The organism is Rhizobium sp. PDO1-076, from assembly GCF_000247475.1.
Taxonomy (GTDB): Bacteria; Pseudomonadota; Alphaproteobacteria; order Rhizobiales; family Rhizobiaceae; genus Allorhizobium.
Genome location: NZ_AHZC01000155.1, coordinates 1 through 14,371 on the forward strand (window position 1 = coordinate 1; position 14,371 = coordinate 14,371).

The 14,371-nt window shown below is 61.3% G+C and carries 15 protein-coding genes, 1 tRNA gene and 1 riboswitch; of the genes, 10 read left to right on the forward strand and 6 right to left on the reverse strand.

The window, feature by feature from the left end:
• Positions 1-765: 765 nt before the first annotated feature.
• The 4 genes from PDO_RS10450 to PDO_RS10460 form a co-directional block, all read right to left on the reverse strand.
• Positions 766-2,598, reverse strand: coding sequence for an ABC-F family ATP-binding cassette domain-containing protein (locus tag PDO_RS10450; RefSeq protein ID WP_007601515.1), 1,833 nt, complete (start codon positions 2,596-2,598; stop codon positions 766-768).
• 4 nt (positions 2,599-2,602) lie between these two features.
• The gene (locus PDO_RS10455; RefSeq protein WP_007601516.1) at positions 2,603-3,253 is read right to left on the reverse strand and encodes a thiamine diphosphokinase; all 651 of its coding nucleotides are present in this window, start codon (positions 3,251-3,253) and stop codon (positions 2,603-2,605) included.
• A gap of 158 nt (positions 3,254-3,411) precedes the next feature.
• Complete coding sequence (locus PDO_RS28575) at positions 3,412-3,552, reverse strand: hypothetical protein (protein WP_007601517.1); 141 nt, start codon at positions 3,550-3,552, stop codon at positions 3,412-3,414.
• Positions 3,516-3,797, reverse strand: coding sequence for a hypothetical protein (locus PDO_RS10460; RefSeq protein ID WP_007601518.1), 282 nt, complete (start codon positions 3,795-3,797; stop codon positions 3,516-3,518). Before PDO_RS10460 ends, PDO_RS28575 begins: the two co-directional genes overlap by 37 nt.
• A gap of 408 nt (positions 3,798-4,205) precedes the next feature.
• Between PDO_RS10460 and PDO_RS10465 the strand changes: the two genes are divergently transcribed.
• The 5 genes from PDO_RS10465 (at position 4,206) to PDO_RS10485 (ending at position 8,912) form a co-directional block, all read left to right on the forward strand.
• Entirely contained in the window at positions 4,206-5,048 is an 843-nt protein-coding gene (locus PDO_RS10465) for an AAA family ATPase (RefSeq protein WP_007601519.1), read from the forward strand.
• Between the two features lie 73 nt (positions 5,049-5,121).
• Positions 5,122-5,199, forward strand: a riboswitch (SAM riboswitch).
• Positions 5,200-5,290: 91 nt separating this feature from the next.
• Positions 5,291-6,214: a homoserine O-acetyltransferase MetA gene (gene metA / locus PDO_RS10470; protein WP_007601521.1), complete on the forward strand. Its 924-nt coding sequence runs from the start codon at positions 5,291-5,293 to the stop codon at positions 6,212-6,214.
• A 2-nt stretch (positions 6,215-6,216) separates the two neighbouring features.
• Positions 6,217-6,681: a GNAT family N-acetyltransferase gene (locus tag PDO_RS10475; RefSeq protein WP_007601522.1), complete on the forward strand. Its 465-nt coding sequence runs from the start codon at positions 6,217-6,219 to the stop codon at positions 6,679-6,681.
• Between the two features lie 6 nt (positions 6,682-6,687).
• Positions 6,688-7,872: a vWA domain-containing protein gene (locus PDO_RS10480; protein WP_007601523.1), complete on the forward strand. Its 1,185-nt coding sequence runs from the start codon at positions 6,688-6,690 to the stop codon at positions 7,870-7,872.
• Positions 7,873-7,901: 29 nt separating this feature from the next.
• Positions 7,902-8,912, forward strand: coding sequence for an aldose epimerase family protein (locus PDO_RS10485; RefSeq protein ID WP_007601524.1), 1,011 nt, complete (start codon positions 7,902-7,904; stop codon positions 8,910-8,912).
• Positions 8,913-9,041: 129 nt separating this feature from the next.
• On the opposite strand, the gene PDO_RS10490 is transcribed toward PDO_RS10485, so the two are convergent.
• Positions 9,042-9,116: transfer RNA gene (locus PDO_RS10490), tRNA-Gly, on the reverse strand.
• A 268-nt stretch (positions 9,117-9,384) separates the two neighbouring features.
• Here PDO_RS10490 and PDO_RS10495 point away from each other — a divergent pair.
• From PDO_RS10495 to PDO_RS10510, 4 genes are all read left to right on the forward strand, one after another.
• Positions 9,385-9,921: a prolyl-tRNA synthetase associated domain-containing protein gene (locus PDO_RS10495; RefSeq protein WP_007601525.1), complete on the forward strand. Its 537-nt coding sequence runs from the start codon at positions 9,385-9,387 to the stop codon at positions 9,919-9,921.
• 66 nt (positions 9,922-9,987) lie between these two features.
• A complete protein-coding gene (locus PDO_RS10500; protein ID WP_007601526.1) occupies positions 9,988-10,977 on the forward strand; it encodes a thioredoxin family protein in 990 nt (329 codons plus the stop codon).
• 111 nt (positions 10,978-11,088) lie between these two features.
• On the forward strand, positions 11,089-11,766 hold the full coding sequence (locus tag PDO_RS10505) for an LON peptidase substrate-binding domain-containing protein (RefSeq protein WP_007601527.1): 678 nt from the start codon (positions 11,089-11,091) through the stop codon (positions 11,764-11,766).
• An 8-nt stretch (positions 11,767-11,774) separates the two neighbouring features.
• Positions 11,775-11,966, forward strand: coding sequence for a Trm112 family protein (locus tag PDO_RS10510; protein ID WP_007601528.1), 192 nt, complete (start codon positions 11,775-11,777; stop codon positions 11,964-11,966).
• Positions 11,967-12,031: 65 nt separating this feature from the next.
• Here the strand turns inward: PDO_RS10510 and PDO_RS10515 are convergent, their stop codons facing one another.
• The gene (locus tag PDO_RS10515; protein ID WP_280113367.1) at positions 12,032-13,273 is read right to left on the reverse strand and encodes a ubiquinone biosynthesis hydroxylase; all 1,242 of its coding nucleotides are present in this window, start codon (positions 13,271-13,273) and stop codon (positions 12,032-12,034) included.
• A gap of 56 nt (positions 13,274-13,329) precedes the next feature.
• Between PDO_RS10515 and tesB the strand changes: the two genes are divergently transcribed.
• Positions 13,330-14,214, forward strand: coding sequence for an acyl-CoA thioesterase II (gene tesB / locus PDO_RS10520; RefSeq protein WP_007601532.1), 885 nt, complete (start codon positions 13,330-13,332; stop codon positions 14,212-14,214).
• The last annotated feature ends 157 nt before the right edge of the window (positions 14,215-14,371 follow it).

Genomic DNA, 14,371 nt, shown 5'->3' on the forward strand with positions numbered 1-14,371 from the left:
ATGTCACGCCGGCCAGAGCCGCCTTGCCAGAGAGACGCATGCGCCCGGCAAAAATCGCCGAACGGGGCGCCGGAAGGAGCCACATACTAAACTTACAGAGGTTGCTTCTGGCGCCCTGTCCGAGACTGACAAGCTATCCCCGGAGGAGGACATTCCGACCGGTGCATCGGCATGGGATTTTTGAAGGTTTGATTGATGTGAGTGGAGGATGGCGGGTGGAGGATGGTGGGTGGAAAGTCCGAAGCGTGGGTGCAGCTACAGCCTCAATGGGAGCTTTCAGCGCCAGTTCGCCCCCCTCTGTCGGCTCCGCCGACATCTCCCCCACACGGGGGGAGATCGCCGAGACCGCAGTGCAAGGGAGAAAAATGGTGACCGCGGTCCAAAGGCCAAAACAGCAGACGACAAGACATCGCCTCATTGCACCGGCCTCAATTGTCCAAGGTATCCGATTGGCCGAGCGGCCAGCCACCTGCCGATCTCCCTCCTTGTGGGGGGGGGGGAGGAACGGTCTGCGCAGCAGAGCAAACGATCCAGTGAATCGTTTGCCGTGACGAACGGCCGGCAGGACAGGAGGGGGGTATCGCGGAAGCAGAGAGGGTTTTCGCCGGCACACGAATGCCAAACGCTCCGGCACACCAGACTGGAAGCACCGCACCCCGGGCCGCAGTCCCTCAAACATCACTGCAGACGCCAATCACCACTTCGGTATCATCATGCCCATGACCTCGCAGACGACGTCACAGGCATCAAATCGTCCGGTCCCCCTTACCCCTCCAGTTCCTCGCGCAGCATTTCCAGCTCGAGCCATTCCTCTTCCATCCGGGTCACGCTGTCGCGCAGCTTTTCCGTCTCGGCCGCCAGCTTGTTGAAGGTCGCCGGATCCTTGGTAAACAGGGTGGGGTCGGCCATCTTCGCCTCGCGGGCAGCGATCTCCTTCTGCGCCTTTTCCATTTCCTTCGGCAGGTTTTCCAGCGCGAACTTCTGCTTGAACGACAGCTTGCCCCGGCCCTTCGCGCCACCGCTCTCGACCGGCTTGCCCGAAGCCTCCTGCGCCTTGGCCTTCTCGGCCTTTTCGGCCTTCTTGCGCTCGTCCTCGACACCCTTGCGCTGCGCCAGCATGTCGGAATAGCCGCCGGCATATTCGATCCAGCGACCATCCGGGTTTTCCGGATCGGCCGGCGCGATCGTCGAGGTCACGGTGCGGTCGAGGAAGTCGCGGTCATGGCTGACCAGGATGACTGTACCCGAATAGCCGGCGACGATCTCCTGCAACAGATCGAGCGTCTCGATGTCGAGGTCGTTGGTCGGTTCGTCGAGGATCAGGAGGTTGGACGGCTTGGCCATGATGCGCGCCAGCATCAGCCGGGCGCGCTCGCCGCCCGACAGATTGCGGATCGGGGTGCGCGCCTGCTCCGGCTGGAACAGGAATTCCTTCATGTAGCCGGTGACATGCTTCTGCTCGCCATTAACCAGCAGGTTCTCGCCGCGGCCGTCGGTCAGGTAGTTTGCCAGCGTATCGTCCGGATCGAGATCCTCGCGCTTCTGGTCGAGCACGGCGATCTCGAGATTGGTGCCGAGCTTGATCTTGCCGGAATCCGGCTTCATCTGCCCGGTCAGCATCTTCAGCAAAGTCGTCTTGCCGGCGCCGTTCGGGCCGATCAGGCCGATGCAGTCGCCGCGATGCACGCGGATCGAAAACGGCGCAACGATGGTTCGGTCACCGTAAGCCTTGGTGATCTTGTCGGCCTCGACCACCAGCTTGCCGCTTTCGCGACCTTCGCTGACAGAGGCCTGGATCGTGCCTTGTGGTCCCTTGTGGCCGCGATAGTCGGCGCGCAGGCTCTGCAGATTGCCGAGGCGGCGCATGTTGCGCTTGCGCCTGGCGGTCACGCCATAGCGCAGCCAGTGCTCCTCGCGCTGGATTTCCTTGCCGAGTTTGTGTTGCTCGATCTCTTCCTCTTCCAGCACCTTGTCGCGCCATTCCTCGAAATGGCCAAAGCCCCGGTTGAGCCGCCGCGACAGGCCGCGATCGAGCCAGACCGTGGCGGTCGAGACCTTTTCGAGAAAACGCCGGTCATGCGAAATCACCACCAGGGCGCTGCGGCTCTTGGCAAGTTCACCTTCCAGCCATTCGATGGTCGGCAGATCCAGATGGTTGGTCGGCTCGTCGAGCATCAGGATGTCGGGCTCCGGCGCCATCACGCGGGCAAGCGCCGCACGCCGCGCCTCGCCGCCCGACAGGCTGGATGGTTCTTCCTGGCCGGTGAGGCCCAGATGTTCCAGCAGATAGGTCACGCGATACGGATCGTCGCCCGGCCCAAGACCGGCTTCGGCATAGGCCTGGACCGTGGTGTAGGCGCCGAAATCCGGCGCCTGTTCCAGGTAGCGGACCGTCGAGGACGGATGACGGAAAACCTCGCCCGACTGTGCCTCGACCATGCCAGCGGCGATCTTCATCAGCGTCGACTTGCCCGAACCGTTGCGGCCGACCAGGCAGATCCGGTCGCCCGGTTCGATCTGCAGATTGGCGCCGTTGAGCAAAGGGGCTCCGCCGAAGGAAAGGAAGATGTCGTCAAGTTTCAGAATGGGAGGCGCCAAGGCTTCAGGCTCCGGTCATGTCATGAGGGCGGGCAAGGATCACCGCGTCACCGCGTGTCAGCGAGAAGCGCACAGGCCCTTCCGCGACGTTGGAAATGGTGCGCGACGATCCGAAGGCAAGATCGAAATCGGCAAGCGGATAACGGGCATTCTCGATCGTCAGACCGGCAAGATCGGTGAGACCGAGAACGGAAAACAGCGAGCCCCTGGGCAGGTCGATCACCAGCGGCGCACGCAAAAGCGGATAGGCCTCTTCGAGACCCGAGCTCATCACCACGTCGATCCCGCGCTTGGCCAGCGCCACCGCCGACAGAAGATGCATCAGCGCATGATCGGAGCGTTCGCCGCCGAGCGCGCCGGCCAGGATCAACCGCGTCGCACCGCGCGACAAAGCCTCGTCGACGGCGATCTCGCCATCGGTCGAAGCCTTGCGCGCCGGATAGGGCATGCGCGGCACATCGGGAAAATCCTCGACCGGCAGATCGTCAGAACTGTCGAAATCGCCGACCCAGAGCTCGGGCTTGAGGCCGAGCGCGAGCGCATGGCGCATGCCGCCATCGGCCGCAATCACACGGCTTTCAGCGACCGCGGCCTTCAGCCGGTCGGTCGGTTCGACAAGCCCGCCGAGAAGGATGGTGAAATTGCGCTGCGTCATGGCTCTGCCCATAACCCATCTTGGGCCAAAAGCAAAAGCCCGATCACGTCATGCCTATCACGCGATACCAGATCAGTTGATGCGAGATAACACGATGAAAGCGCGGCAACGCAAGCCGTTGCCGCGGATCGATCGCGACGGTCGGATGCACGGACCCGTCAGCGCTTCTTGGTGCCGGTGGTTTCGGCAGTCTTCATCTGCGTGGTGAAGCTCGAGGTCGGCGCGGAGGAGACCGGCTTATCCTTGTCCTTCTTCGGCTTCCTTACTTCGCGGTTCGAACGCTGTTGACCTTTAGCCATGGACCTTGTTCCTTCTGCATCTGAGCCGGCGCCTGTTTCGGCATCCGGCTGCGGGTGGGGTCGATATCGTCTTCGGCGACGCAACGGTCGAAATTCTCGGCTTCGAAGTGCACGCGATATTGGCGTTTGCCGCCGGTTTCGGGCAGCGTCGCGGTGATCTTGCAGACACCCGGCGTTCGCGCCACGCGCACAGGGCCATCCTTCAGGAAGATCATGTCGCCGATTGCAAATTTATGTCCACTCATCAGGGTCTCCTCCGCGCGCCGGGTGCTGCGGGTGTAGCAAAGCCGCCCGGACGCGCTGATCGCATACCGGGGGCAGTTTCTGTTTCGGAAGGCACACAAACCCGCCTTTGCGGCGGCTGGTGGCGACGACCGCAAGACGGTGGTCGGCTTTGTTTTGATCAAGGAAGAAAAAGCTGACACATCCGGCGCCGGTGATCCCGTCCCTGTGGGGGGAGACGCGCCTCAACTGGACATGTGAAACTGAAGTCCCTTCAGACTGTCAGATTTCTGCATAAATACAAGCTTTATCTTGCATGACAGCAGCACAGATCACCCGCGTCGACGGCCGACTTGCGCTTGCATGAACCGGTGCGGCTCACTAGGTTTTGCACCAGACAGGACATGGGATGGCATGGGGGCAGACAGACAATGCAGTTCACCGGAACCGCCGACTATGTGGCCGACAAGGATCTGATGATCGCGGTCAATGCCGCGATTGCGTTGGAGCGGCCGCTGCTGGTCAAGGGCGAGCCCGGCACAGGCAAGACCGAGCTGGCGCGCCAGGTCGCCGCAGCCCTTGGCCTCGACATGATCGAATGGAACGTCAAGTCGACGACCAAGGCGCAGCAGGGCCTCTACGAATACGATGCCGTGTCGCGGCTGCGCGACAGCCAGCTCGGGGACCCGCGTGTCAACGAAGTCGGCAACTACATCCGCCGCGGCAAGCTCTGGCACGCCTTTGCGGCCGAGCGGAAATGCGTGCTCCTGATCGACGAGATCGACAAGGCCGATATCGAATTTCCCAACGACCTGCTGCAGGAACTCGATCGCATGGAATTCCATGTCTACGAGACCGGAGAGCTGGTGAAGGCCAGGGTCCGGCCGATCGTCATCATCACCTCGAACAACGAGAAGGAATTGCCGGACGCGTTTCTCCGCCGCTGCTTCTTTCACTACATTCGCTTCCCCGAGGCCGACACGCTCGCTCGCATTGTCGAGGTGCATTATCCGGGCATCAAGCAGACCCTGGTACGCAATGCGTTGACCCAGTTCTACGAGATCCGCGAGACCCCGGGCCTGCGCAAGAAACCCTCGACATCGGAGGCGCTCGACTGGATCCGCCTGCTGGTCGCAGACGATATCGATCCCGCCGACCTGCGCGGCGATCCGAAACAGGCGCTGCCGAAACTGCACGGCGCGCTGCTGAAGAACGAGCAGGACGTGCATCTTTTCGAGCGGCTGGCTTTCCTGGCAAGACGGGAGGGACGCTAGCGGCATGCCATTCGAGCGCTGCATTGCGCCATGTTTTTTCGTTGATTTGCAGGCACGACAGGCGTAAACAGCGCGGGTGTTTCGTGGTGATTTGGCCGGCCGGCTTGCAGCCACGTAAAATAAGTCGCTAAAGGGCCGAGGCAAGTTCAACACTTTCCAAGGACCGGTAGCGATATGCAAAGCTGCCGGTATTTTTGTTTTGGCGGTCCAGCACCGTCGCGACACGGAAAGTTGAGAGTAAGATGCCGATCAGGATTCCCGACACACTGCCCGCCTTTGAAACCCTCGTGCACGAGGGCGTTCGGGTGATGACCGAAACGGTGGCTGTCCGCCAGGACATCCGCCCGTTGCAGATCGGCCTGCTCAACCTCATGCCGAACAAGATCAAGACGGAACTGCAGTTTGCCCGCCTGATCGGCGCCTCGCCGCTGCAGGTCGAGCTGACCCTGGTGCGCGTTGGCGGCCACAAGGCGAAGAACACGTCCGAAGAGCATCTCCTGTCCTTCTACCAGACCTGGGACGAGGTGAAGCACCGCAAGTTCGACGGCTTCATTGTCACCGGCGCGCCGGTCGAGACCATGCCCTACGAGGATGTCACCTACTGGAATGAGATGGCGCAGATCTTCGACTGGACCGAAACCCATGTGCATTCGTCGATGAATGTCTGCTGGGGCGCCATGGCGGCGATCTACCATTTTCACAAGGTTCCCAAGCATCCGCTGAAGGAAAAGGCATTCGGCGTCTATCGCCATCGCAACCTGGCGCCGTCCTCGGTGTTTCTCAACGGCTTTTCCGACGATTTCCAGGTGCCTGTGTCACGCTGGACGGAGGTCCGCCGTGCCGAGATCGAGACGGAAAAGAGCCTGAACATCCTGCTCGAATCCGACGAAATGGGCGTCTGCCTGGTACAGGAGGACCGCGCCAAGCGTCTCTACATGTTCAACCACGTCGAATATGATTCCACCTCGCTGGCGGATGAATATTTCCGCGACGTCAATGCCGGCATCCCGATCAAGATGCCGCACAACTACTTCCCGCATAACGACGACACGCTGGCGCCGCTCAATCGCTGGCGCGGCCATGCGCATCTGTTGTTCGGCAACTGGATCAACGAGATCTACCAGACGACGCCCTATGACCTGAACGAGATCGGCAAGGATCTGTAGCCATGGCCCATCCAGACACAGCACTCGTGGAAATCCGGCCGCTCACGGCAGCCGACGAAGCCGACTGGCGGCGTCTGTGGAAGGCCTATCTGGCCTTCTACGAGACAGAACTGCCGGAGGAGATCTACCAGGCGACCTTTGCCCGGCTGATCTCCGGCGGTGCCGGCGAGTATCGCGGTCTGCTGGCATGGGTCGGCGGCAGGCCCGTCGGCCTTGCCCATATCCTCTTTCATCGCTCCTGCTGGCATATCGACAATATCTGCTACCTGCAGGACCTCTATGCCGACCCAGATGTGCGCGGCAAAGGCATCGGCCGAGCATTGATCGAGGCGGTCTATCGGGTGGCCGAAGCGCAGAATGCCAGGGAAGTCTACTGGATGACCCAGGAATTCAATGGGACAGCCCGCAAGCTTTATGACAGGATTGCCGACAAGACGCCCTTCATCATCTACCAGAAAAACCTCTGAAAGCCGATGTTCCTGCCTTTCTTCCTGCGGCTGAGACAAGAGAAGGTCCCGGTGACGCTGCGGGAATATCTGTCGCTGCTGGAGGGCCTGCAGGCAGGACTGGTCGATTTCGACATCGACGGGTTCTATTTTCTCGCCCGCACAACGCTGGTCAAGGACGAGCGCTTCATCGACCGTTTCGACCGGGTGTTCGGCGAAATCTTCGGCGGCCTTGTATCGCAGGCGGCCGGCGACGGCGTGGAAACCGTTGCCATTCCCGACGAATGGCTGCGCAGGCTTGCCGAAAAGCACCTGTCGGAAGACGACAAGAAGCTGATCGAAGCGCTGGGTGGCTTAGATGCGCTGATGGAAACGCTCAGAAAACGCCTTGCCGAACAGAAGGAACGCCATCAGGGCGGTTCGAAATGGATCGGCACGGCCGGCACCTCCCCCTTCGGCGCCTATGGCTACAATCCGGAAGGCGTGCGTATCGGCCAGCAGGAAAGCCGTCACCGGCGCGCCGTGAAGGTCTGGGACAGCCGCGAATTCCACAATCTCGACGACACTGTCGAACTCGGAACCCGCAACATCAAGGTCGCCTTGCGCCGGCTGCGCCGGTTCGTCCGGCAGGGAGCGGCCGAGGAATTCGACCTCGCCGGCACGATCCGCGCCACCGCTGAACACGGCTATCTCGACGTCAAGACGCAGGCCGAGCGCAAGAACGCGGTCAAGCTGCTGATGTTCTTCGACATCGGCGGCTCGATGGACGATCACGTCAGGAGCGTTGAGGAGTTGTTTTCCGCCGCCCGCGCCGAGTTTCGCCACATGGACTATTTCTACTTCCACAATTGCCCCTATGAGCGGGTGTGGAAAGACAATCGCCGGCGCCATAGCGATACGATCGCGACACAGGACATCATCCGCACCTTTGGGCCGGACTACCGGGTGATCTTTGTCGGCGATGCGGCGATGAGCCCCTACGAGATCACCCAGCCAGGCGGCTCCGTCGAACACTGGAACACCGAAAGTGGCGCGGTCTGGCTGCAGAGGCTGACCGGTCATTTCCGCCGGCATCTGTGGATCAATCCACTGACCGAGCCACAATGGGACTATACGATGTCGGTCGGATTGATTCGCCGGTTGATGGAGAACAGGATGTTTCCCCTGACGCTGGGCGGCCTGGAGGCAGCAGCCCGCGAACTGGCACGGTAAGACAGACAACAGAAAAGCGGGAGAAACGCATGGCAAGGCAGGCATTCGGACAGACGGCAACGGGTGAGACCGTGGACAAGGTGACGCTGACCGGCGGCGGACTGACGGCCTCGATCATCACCTATGGTGCCGCGCTGCAGGATCTGCGCCTGGAAGGCCATGCCGCACCGCTGGTGCTCGGCTTCGACAATCTCGACGGCTACATCAACCATTCGCCCTATTTCGGCGCCACGCCGGGCCGCTGTGCCAACCGCATCGGCAATGGCCGCTTCACGCTGGATGGCACCGACTACCAGCTCGAATTGAACGAGCGCGGCGTCAGCCATCTGCATGGCGGCTCCGACGGCATGGGCAAGCGCAACTGGAAGATCATCGGCCTGTCTCCCGACAGCGTGACGCTGGAAATCAGCGATGCGGAGGGCCGTGCCGGCTATCCCGGCACCACGCGGACCACGACGACCTACACGCTGAAGCCGGAGGGCACGTTATCGATCGTCTTCGAGACCACGACCGACAAGCCGACCATCGCCAATGTCTGCCATCATTCCTACTTCAATCTCGATGGCCGCGATGACATTCTCGGCCACGACCTGATGATCGCCGCCGATCACTATACCCCGGTCGACGACCGCCTGATCCCCACCGGCGAGATCCGCCCGGTCGCCGGCAGCGACTTCGATTTCCGCGAGATGCGTCCGATCCGGCAGACGGTAGACGGCGCGCAGCTGGGCTATGACCACAATTTCTGCTTCTCGTCGGCCAGGACCGACAAGCGCAGCGTGGCACTGGCCCGCAGCGTCAATTCCGGCGTCACGCTGGAAGTGCGCACCACCGAGCCGGGCGTGCAGTTCTATGCCGGCGGCAAGGTAGCGCCGGAGGCTCCCGGACTGGACGGCCGCCGCTACGGCGCCTTTGCCGGCTTCTGCCTGGAAACCCAGACCTGGCCGGACGCCATCAACCACAAGGGCTTCCCCAATGCAGTCCTGCGCCCGGGCGAAGTGCTGCGCCAGGAAACGGACTACGTGTTTTCGAAGAGCTGAGTGATGGGTTCGAAGGGGCAGGTTCGTGCGCGAGCCTGTTCCGGCATCCACGATAAGAGAAATATGCACTTAAAACCACAACACGCCGTGGTGTGCCATTTTCTGTCAATGTCGTCATTGGAAGAAAAATGGAGCGGGTGAAGCGATTCGAACGCTCGACCCCAACCTTGGCAAGGTTGTGCTCTACCCCTGAGCTACACCCGCTCATAACCTCGATCCTGGGGTAGTCAGTGGATCGTGGGCCGCCGTTTCTGCGGCGACGGGCGCTATATCGCTCAAACGATTTTCAATTGCAACAGGGAAATGAAAGATTGCTGCGAAAAAAATGCAGCGCCGTTGAAAAAATCTCGCAAACCCCAGAAAATGTGGGCTTTTTTGCCGCGCATTAGATTGTCAGGTGTCGGTGGCGGGCCTATCTCTGGCGGCAAAATCCGCTAGACCTGCCGCAACAGCCGTCAACAGGAACGCAAAAATGAGCGCCGAAACCGATATTGCCCCGCCGCAGAATGCCGATGCCAAGACTGCGGAAGATCTGTTCCGCTTTCTCGATGAACTGAACATCCAGCACAAGACCAAGACCCATCCGCCGGTCTTCACCGTCGCCGAATCGGTGTCTTTGCGCGACGAGATTCCCGGCGGCCATACGAAGAACCTTTTCGTCAAGGACAAGAAGGATCAGTTCTTCCTGCTCACCGTCGAGGAAAACGCCGTGGTCGACCTGAAGACCGTGCACACGATCATCGGCGCCGCCAGCAAGGTGTCTTTCGGCAAGCCGGAAAAGCTGATGGACTATCTCGGTGTTGCGCCAGGTTCGGTGACCGCGTTCGGCGCGATCAATGACACCGGCAACAAGGTCACGTTCGTGCTCGATGCCGATCTGATGAAACACGACATCATCAACGGCCATCCGCTCTCGAATGATGCGACAACCTCGATCGGCAGCCAGGATCTGCTGCGCTTCATCGAGGCAACCGGACATCAGCCGCTTGTCTTGAAAGTGACAGCCTGACATACGATCTTTAAGGCAGTTCAGCAGCCCTGATCAGGCGGGCGAAAAAAGGCGGGAGATACGCATATGAGCGACTACGGCAATCCTTTTGGCGGTTACGGCAACCAGCAGATGACGGCCAAGGCGCAATTTGGCGACAGCCCTGCAGCGAGCCCCGCGGTTGCCTCCGCCCCTGCAGCGGCGCTGATCAAGGATACGACGACGGCAGGCTTCACCAGGGACGTGCTGGAAGAATCGCGCCAGCAGCCGGTTCTGGTCGATTTCTGGGCCCCCTGGTGCGGCCCGTGCAAGCAGTTGACCCCCGTGATCGAAAAGGCCGTCAACGAGGCCGACGGCCGCGTAAAGCTGGTCAAGCTGAACATCGACGACCATCCGGCCATTCCGGGACAGCTCGGCATCCAGTCGATCCCCGCCGTCGTCGCCTTCGTTGACAGCCGTCCGATCGACGGCTTCATGGGGGCGCTGCCGGAAAGCCAGGTGAAGCAGTTCATCGACAAGGTCGCGGGCCCCGCCGGCGCCGACCAGGCAGCCGAGATCGCCGCTGTCCTGGAAGAAGCCGCAGGTCTGGTGACCGCAGGTGACATCGACGGTGCGGCGCAGCTGTTTGCCGCCGTGCTCCAGGCCGATCCGGACAATGTCAAGGCGCTGGCCGGCATGGCGGAATGCATGATCGTCGCCAACCAGCATGTCCGCGCCCGCGAACTGCTGACGCAATTGCCGGAAGAGCTGACCAAGGCGCCGGAAGTCCAGGCACAGCTGAAGCGCCTCGACCAGATCGACGAAGCGCGCAAGCTCGGCGACCCCGTGGCGCTCGAACACACGCTGTCGCTCAATCCCGACGATCACGACGCGCGCATGAAGCTTGCCAAGATCCGCAATGTCGAAGGCAGGCGTGAAGAAGCGGCCGAACATCTGCTGCTGATCATGCGGCGCGATCGCGCCTATGATGACGACGGCGGACGCCGCCAGTTGCTGCAGTTTTTCGAGGTCTGGGGACCGAAGGATCCGGCCACCATCATGGCGCGTCGGAAGCTGTCCTCCATTCTCTTCTCGTGACGCCGGCCACTCTTTTGCCGAACTCCGTCGCGCGGCCTTGAGTTTTGCCGCGCGCGTTCCAAATAAGGAAAGAGACTAGAAGCCGGTTCTGACCGGGCAGGATGTGTTTCGATGCAAGTGGGAAATGCCAGATATCTGACCGCGGGTGACCTGCCGGAGACTATCCCCGTATTCCCGATCTCCGGCGTGCTGCTTTTGCCCGGCGGGCAGTTGCCGCTCAATGTTTTTGAACCGCGCTATCTGGCGCTGTTCGACGCGGCCCTTTCCGGCAATCGGCTGATCGGCATGATCCAGCCGGCGATGAGCGAGCCGCAGACCAATATCCTGCCGGAAAGGCCAGCCCTCTCACAGGTGGGCTGCATCGGCCGCATCACATCGTTCACCGAGACCGGCGACGGCCGTTACGTCATCTCGCTCTCTGGGATCTGCCGGTTCCGGCTGCTGAACGAAGTGGCTGGCTCAAAGCCCTACCGGACATTCCACATCGCGCCTTTCATGACCGACCTCACCACCGGCGATGATGAGGGCCAGGTCGACCGCGTCGGCCTTCTGGCCGCCTTTCGTGCCTATCTCGAGGCCAACAAGCTGGAAGCGGACTGGGAAAGTGTCGAGCGCGCCAGCAATGTGACGCTGGTCAATTCGCTGTCGATGATGTCGCCGTTCGGTCCGGCGGAAAAGCAGGCGCTTCTCGAAGCACCCGACCTCAAGACGCGCGCCGAGACGCTGATCGCCATTACCGAGATCGTGCTCGCCCGCACCTTCGGCGATGCCGACAGCATGCTGCAATAGAGAGCGCGATGGTCGAGAACCGCACCAGCCTGGTCGATCCGAAACTGCTGGAACTGCTGGTCTGCCCCTTGACGCAGAACACGCTGAAATTCGATCGCGAGCACAATGAACTGATCTCGGAAAAGGCACGGCTTGCCTATCCGATCCGGGACGGGATCCCGATCATGCTGGTGTCGGAAGCCCGCAAGCTCGAAGACTGAGCAGCCGCTGGCGCTGCCATGGGGCGCGGGCATCTGACGGGTTGTGCAGGGCGCAAAAAATTCTTTCAGATCGACTGGCCGAACAGCAGCCTTGGCCCCTCGCTGGCAGATGTGCCGGCCGCCTCGCGGATGAAATAACCCTTGAGGCTCGGCAGGCGATCGACGATCCCCAGGCCGAAATCGCGCAGCACCCTGACCGGCGTGACATCGTTGGAAAACAGCCGATTGAGGACGTCCGTGGTGACGCCCATGCGGAACGTGTCGAAGCGCCGCCAGGTCTGGTAACGCTCGAGCACGTTGAGCGAACCGATGTCGAGCCCGAGCCGGTCGGCCTCGACGACAGTTTCGGCCAATGCCGCGACATCCTTGAAGCCGAGATTGAGACCCTGGCCCGAGATCGGATGGATGCCATGCGCCGCATCACCCGCCAGCGCCAAACGCGGCGCGACGAAGGCGCGCGCCAGCGTCAGGCCGAGCGGAAAGGCACGGCGATCTTCCGTTGCGCGAATCTGGCCGAGCTTGTGGCCGAAGCGCCTCTCCAGTTCGGCCTCGAAGACGAGTTCGTCCGAGGCGACCAGGCGATCGGCATCGGCCGTGCGCTCTGTCCAGACCAGCGACGAACGATTGCCCTTGAGCGGCAGGATGGCAAACGGGCCGGCCGGCAGGAAATGCTCTTCCGCCACGCCCTCGTGCGGGCGCTCGTGCTCGACCGTGGTGACGATACCGGACTGGTTGTAGTTCCAGGTAACGGTCTTGATCCCGGCGAGATCGCGCAGCTTAGAGCGCACGCCGTCGCAGGCGACCACGAGCCGGGCGGCAACGGTCGCGCCATCCGAGAGGGTGAGTTCGGCGGACGGACCCGCGTCACGAAAACCGGTGGCCCGCAGTCCATGGCGGATCGCAATGCCGGCATCGGCGCAGGCATCGCGCAGGGCAGCCACCATGCTGACATTCGGGATCATATGGGCAAAGGGACGACCGTCCTCGATCGCGCCGTCAAAGGTGAGAAACACCGGCCTTACCGGATCGGATGTCTTCGAATCGGTGACGATCATCCGGTTGATCGGCTGGGCATCCGGCTCGATACGGTCCCAGAGACCGAAGACATCGAGCATCTTCGTCGCCGCGGCGATGATGGCAGAGGCGCGCGGATCCTTCGTCCAGGCGTTCTCCGGGGCTGCTTCGATCACCTCGACATTCAGATGCGGCGCAGCCTGCTTGATCGCAACCGCAACCGAAAGACCGACATAGCCGCCGCCGACAATCAGCACATCCAGCATGGCGAAATCCTTTGCTCTTGTAGACATTCTGCCACCTATATAGATCAGCCTTGAACGGGTGCCTATAAGCGGAGCCATGCATTATGTCGCAGCCACATGAACAGACGAAACCGATGCAGGACCTGATCGAGCGTCTCGACCTGGAAAAGCTGGAGGAAAACCTGTTTCGCGGCAACAGCCCGCAGAATGGCTGGCAGCGCGTTTTCGGCGGACTGGTGATTGCCCAGGCGCTGATGGCAGCACAGCGCTGCGTCGACGCCGATCGCCTGGTGCATTCGCTGCATGCCTATTTCATGCGGCCCGGCGATCCCTCGGTGCCGATCGTCTATCAGGTCGAGCGCATTCGCGACGGTGCCAGCTTCACCACGCGCCGCGTCCTCGCCATCCAGCATGGCAAGGCCATCTTCTCCATGTCAGCCTCCTTCCAGCTCGCGGAGCCGGGTTTCGACCATCAGGTCGCGATTCCCGACGTGCCGCAGCCCGAACAGCTGATGGGGGAGATGGAATTCCGCGAGGCCTTCCTCGCCAAGGCACCAGACATGGTGAAAAAATACTGGGGCCGTGAACGGCCGATCGAGATCCGCCCCGTGTCGCTGGTCCACTATCTGTCGAAGGAGAAGCTCGATCCGCAGGCGCATATCTGGGTCCGCGCCGCCGGCATCGTTCCCGAAGATGGCCACTACCGGGCAGCAATGCTTGCCTATCTCTCCGACATGACCCTGCTCGACACCTCGCTTTATGCCCATGGCACGTCGATCTTCGATCCCGAGCTTCAGGTGGCAAGCCTAGATCATGCGATGTGGTTTCATCGACCCTGCACGCTCGACGACTGGCTGCTCTATACCCAGGACAGCCCGAGTGCCGCCGGCGCCAGAGGCATGACCCGCGGCAGCATTTTCACCCGTGATGGCCGCCTCATTGCCTCGGTCGCCCAAGAAGGGTTGATCCGCAAAAGGGCAAATGACTAAAACGTTGGCGATTTTGTTTTTTTGCACATTTTTTGTGCGCACATCGCCCGTTCATTTGCCTGTTTATTAGATCATTTCTTTATAGTCTTTACATTTCAATAACTTATTCTCCCTCTCCCAAACTGGCACATAGTTTGAATGGCAATGTCCGGTCGCT

Excerpts from the sequence above, each read along its gene's own strand:
- PDO_RS10455 (WP_007601516.1), bottom strand. The coding sequence starts at position 3,253 with ATGACGCAGCGCAATTTCACCATCCTTCTCGGCGGGCTTGTCGAACCG.
- PDO_RS28575 (WP_007601517.1), bottom strand. The coding sequence starts at position 3,552 with ATGGCTAAAGGTCAACAGCGTTCGAACCGCGAAGTAAGGAAGCCGAAG.
- PDO_RS10460 (WP_007601518.1), bottom strand. The coding sequence starts at position 3,797 with ATGAGTGGACATAAATTTGCAATCGGCGACATGATCTTCCTGAAGGAT.
- PDO_RS10465 (WP_007601519.1), top strand. The coding sequence starts at position 4,206 with ATGCAGTTCACCGGAACCGCCGACTATGTGGCCGACAAGGATCTGATG.
- metA (WP_007601521.1), top strand. The coding sequence starts at position 5,291 with ATGCCGATCAGGATTCCCGACACACTGCCCGCCTTTGAAACCCTCGTG.
- PDO_RS10475 (WP_007601522.1), top strand. The coding sequence starts at position 6,217 with ATGGCCCATCCAGACACAGCACTCGTGGAAATCCGGCCGCTCACGGCA.
- PDO_RS10480 (WP_007601523.1), top strand. The coding sequence starts at position 6,688 with ATGTTCCTGCCTTTCTTCCTGCGGCTGAGACAAGAGAAGGTCCCGGTG.
- PDO_RS10485 (WP_007601524.1), top strand. The coding sequence starts at position 7,902 with ATGGCAAGGCAGGCATTCGGACAGACGGCAACGGGTGAGACCGTGGAC.
- PDO_RS10495 (WP_007601525.1), top strand. The coding sequence starts at position 9,385 with ATGAGCGCCGAAACCGATATTGCCCCGCCGCAGAATGCCGATGCCAAG.
- PDO_RS10500 (WP_007601526.1), top strand. The coding sequence starts at position 9,988 with ATGAGCGACTACGGCAATCCTTTTGGCGGTTACGGCAACCAGCAGATG.
- PDO_RS10505 (WP_007601527.1), top strand. The coding sequence starts at position 11,089 with ATGCAAGTGGGAAATGCCAGATATCTGACCGCGGGTGACCTGCCGGAG.
- PDO_RS10510 (WP_007601528.1), top strand. The coding sequence starts at position 11,775 with ATGGTCGAGAACCGCACCAGCCTGGTCGATCCGAAACTGCTGGAACTG.
- PDO_RS10515 (WP_280113367.1), bottom strand. The coding sequence starts at position 13,273 with ATGTCTACAAGAGCAAAGGATTTCGCCATGCTGGATGTGCTGATTGTC.
- tesB (WP_007601532.1), top strand. The coding sequence starts at position 13,330 with ATGTCGCAGCCACATGAACAGACGAAACCGATGCAGGACCTGATCGAG.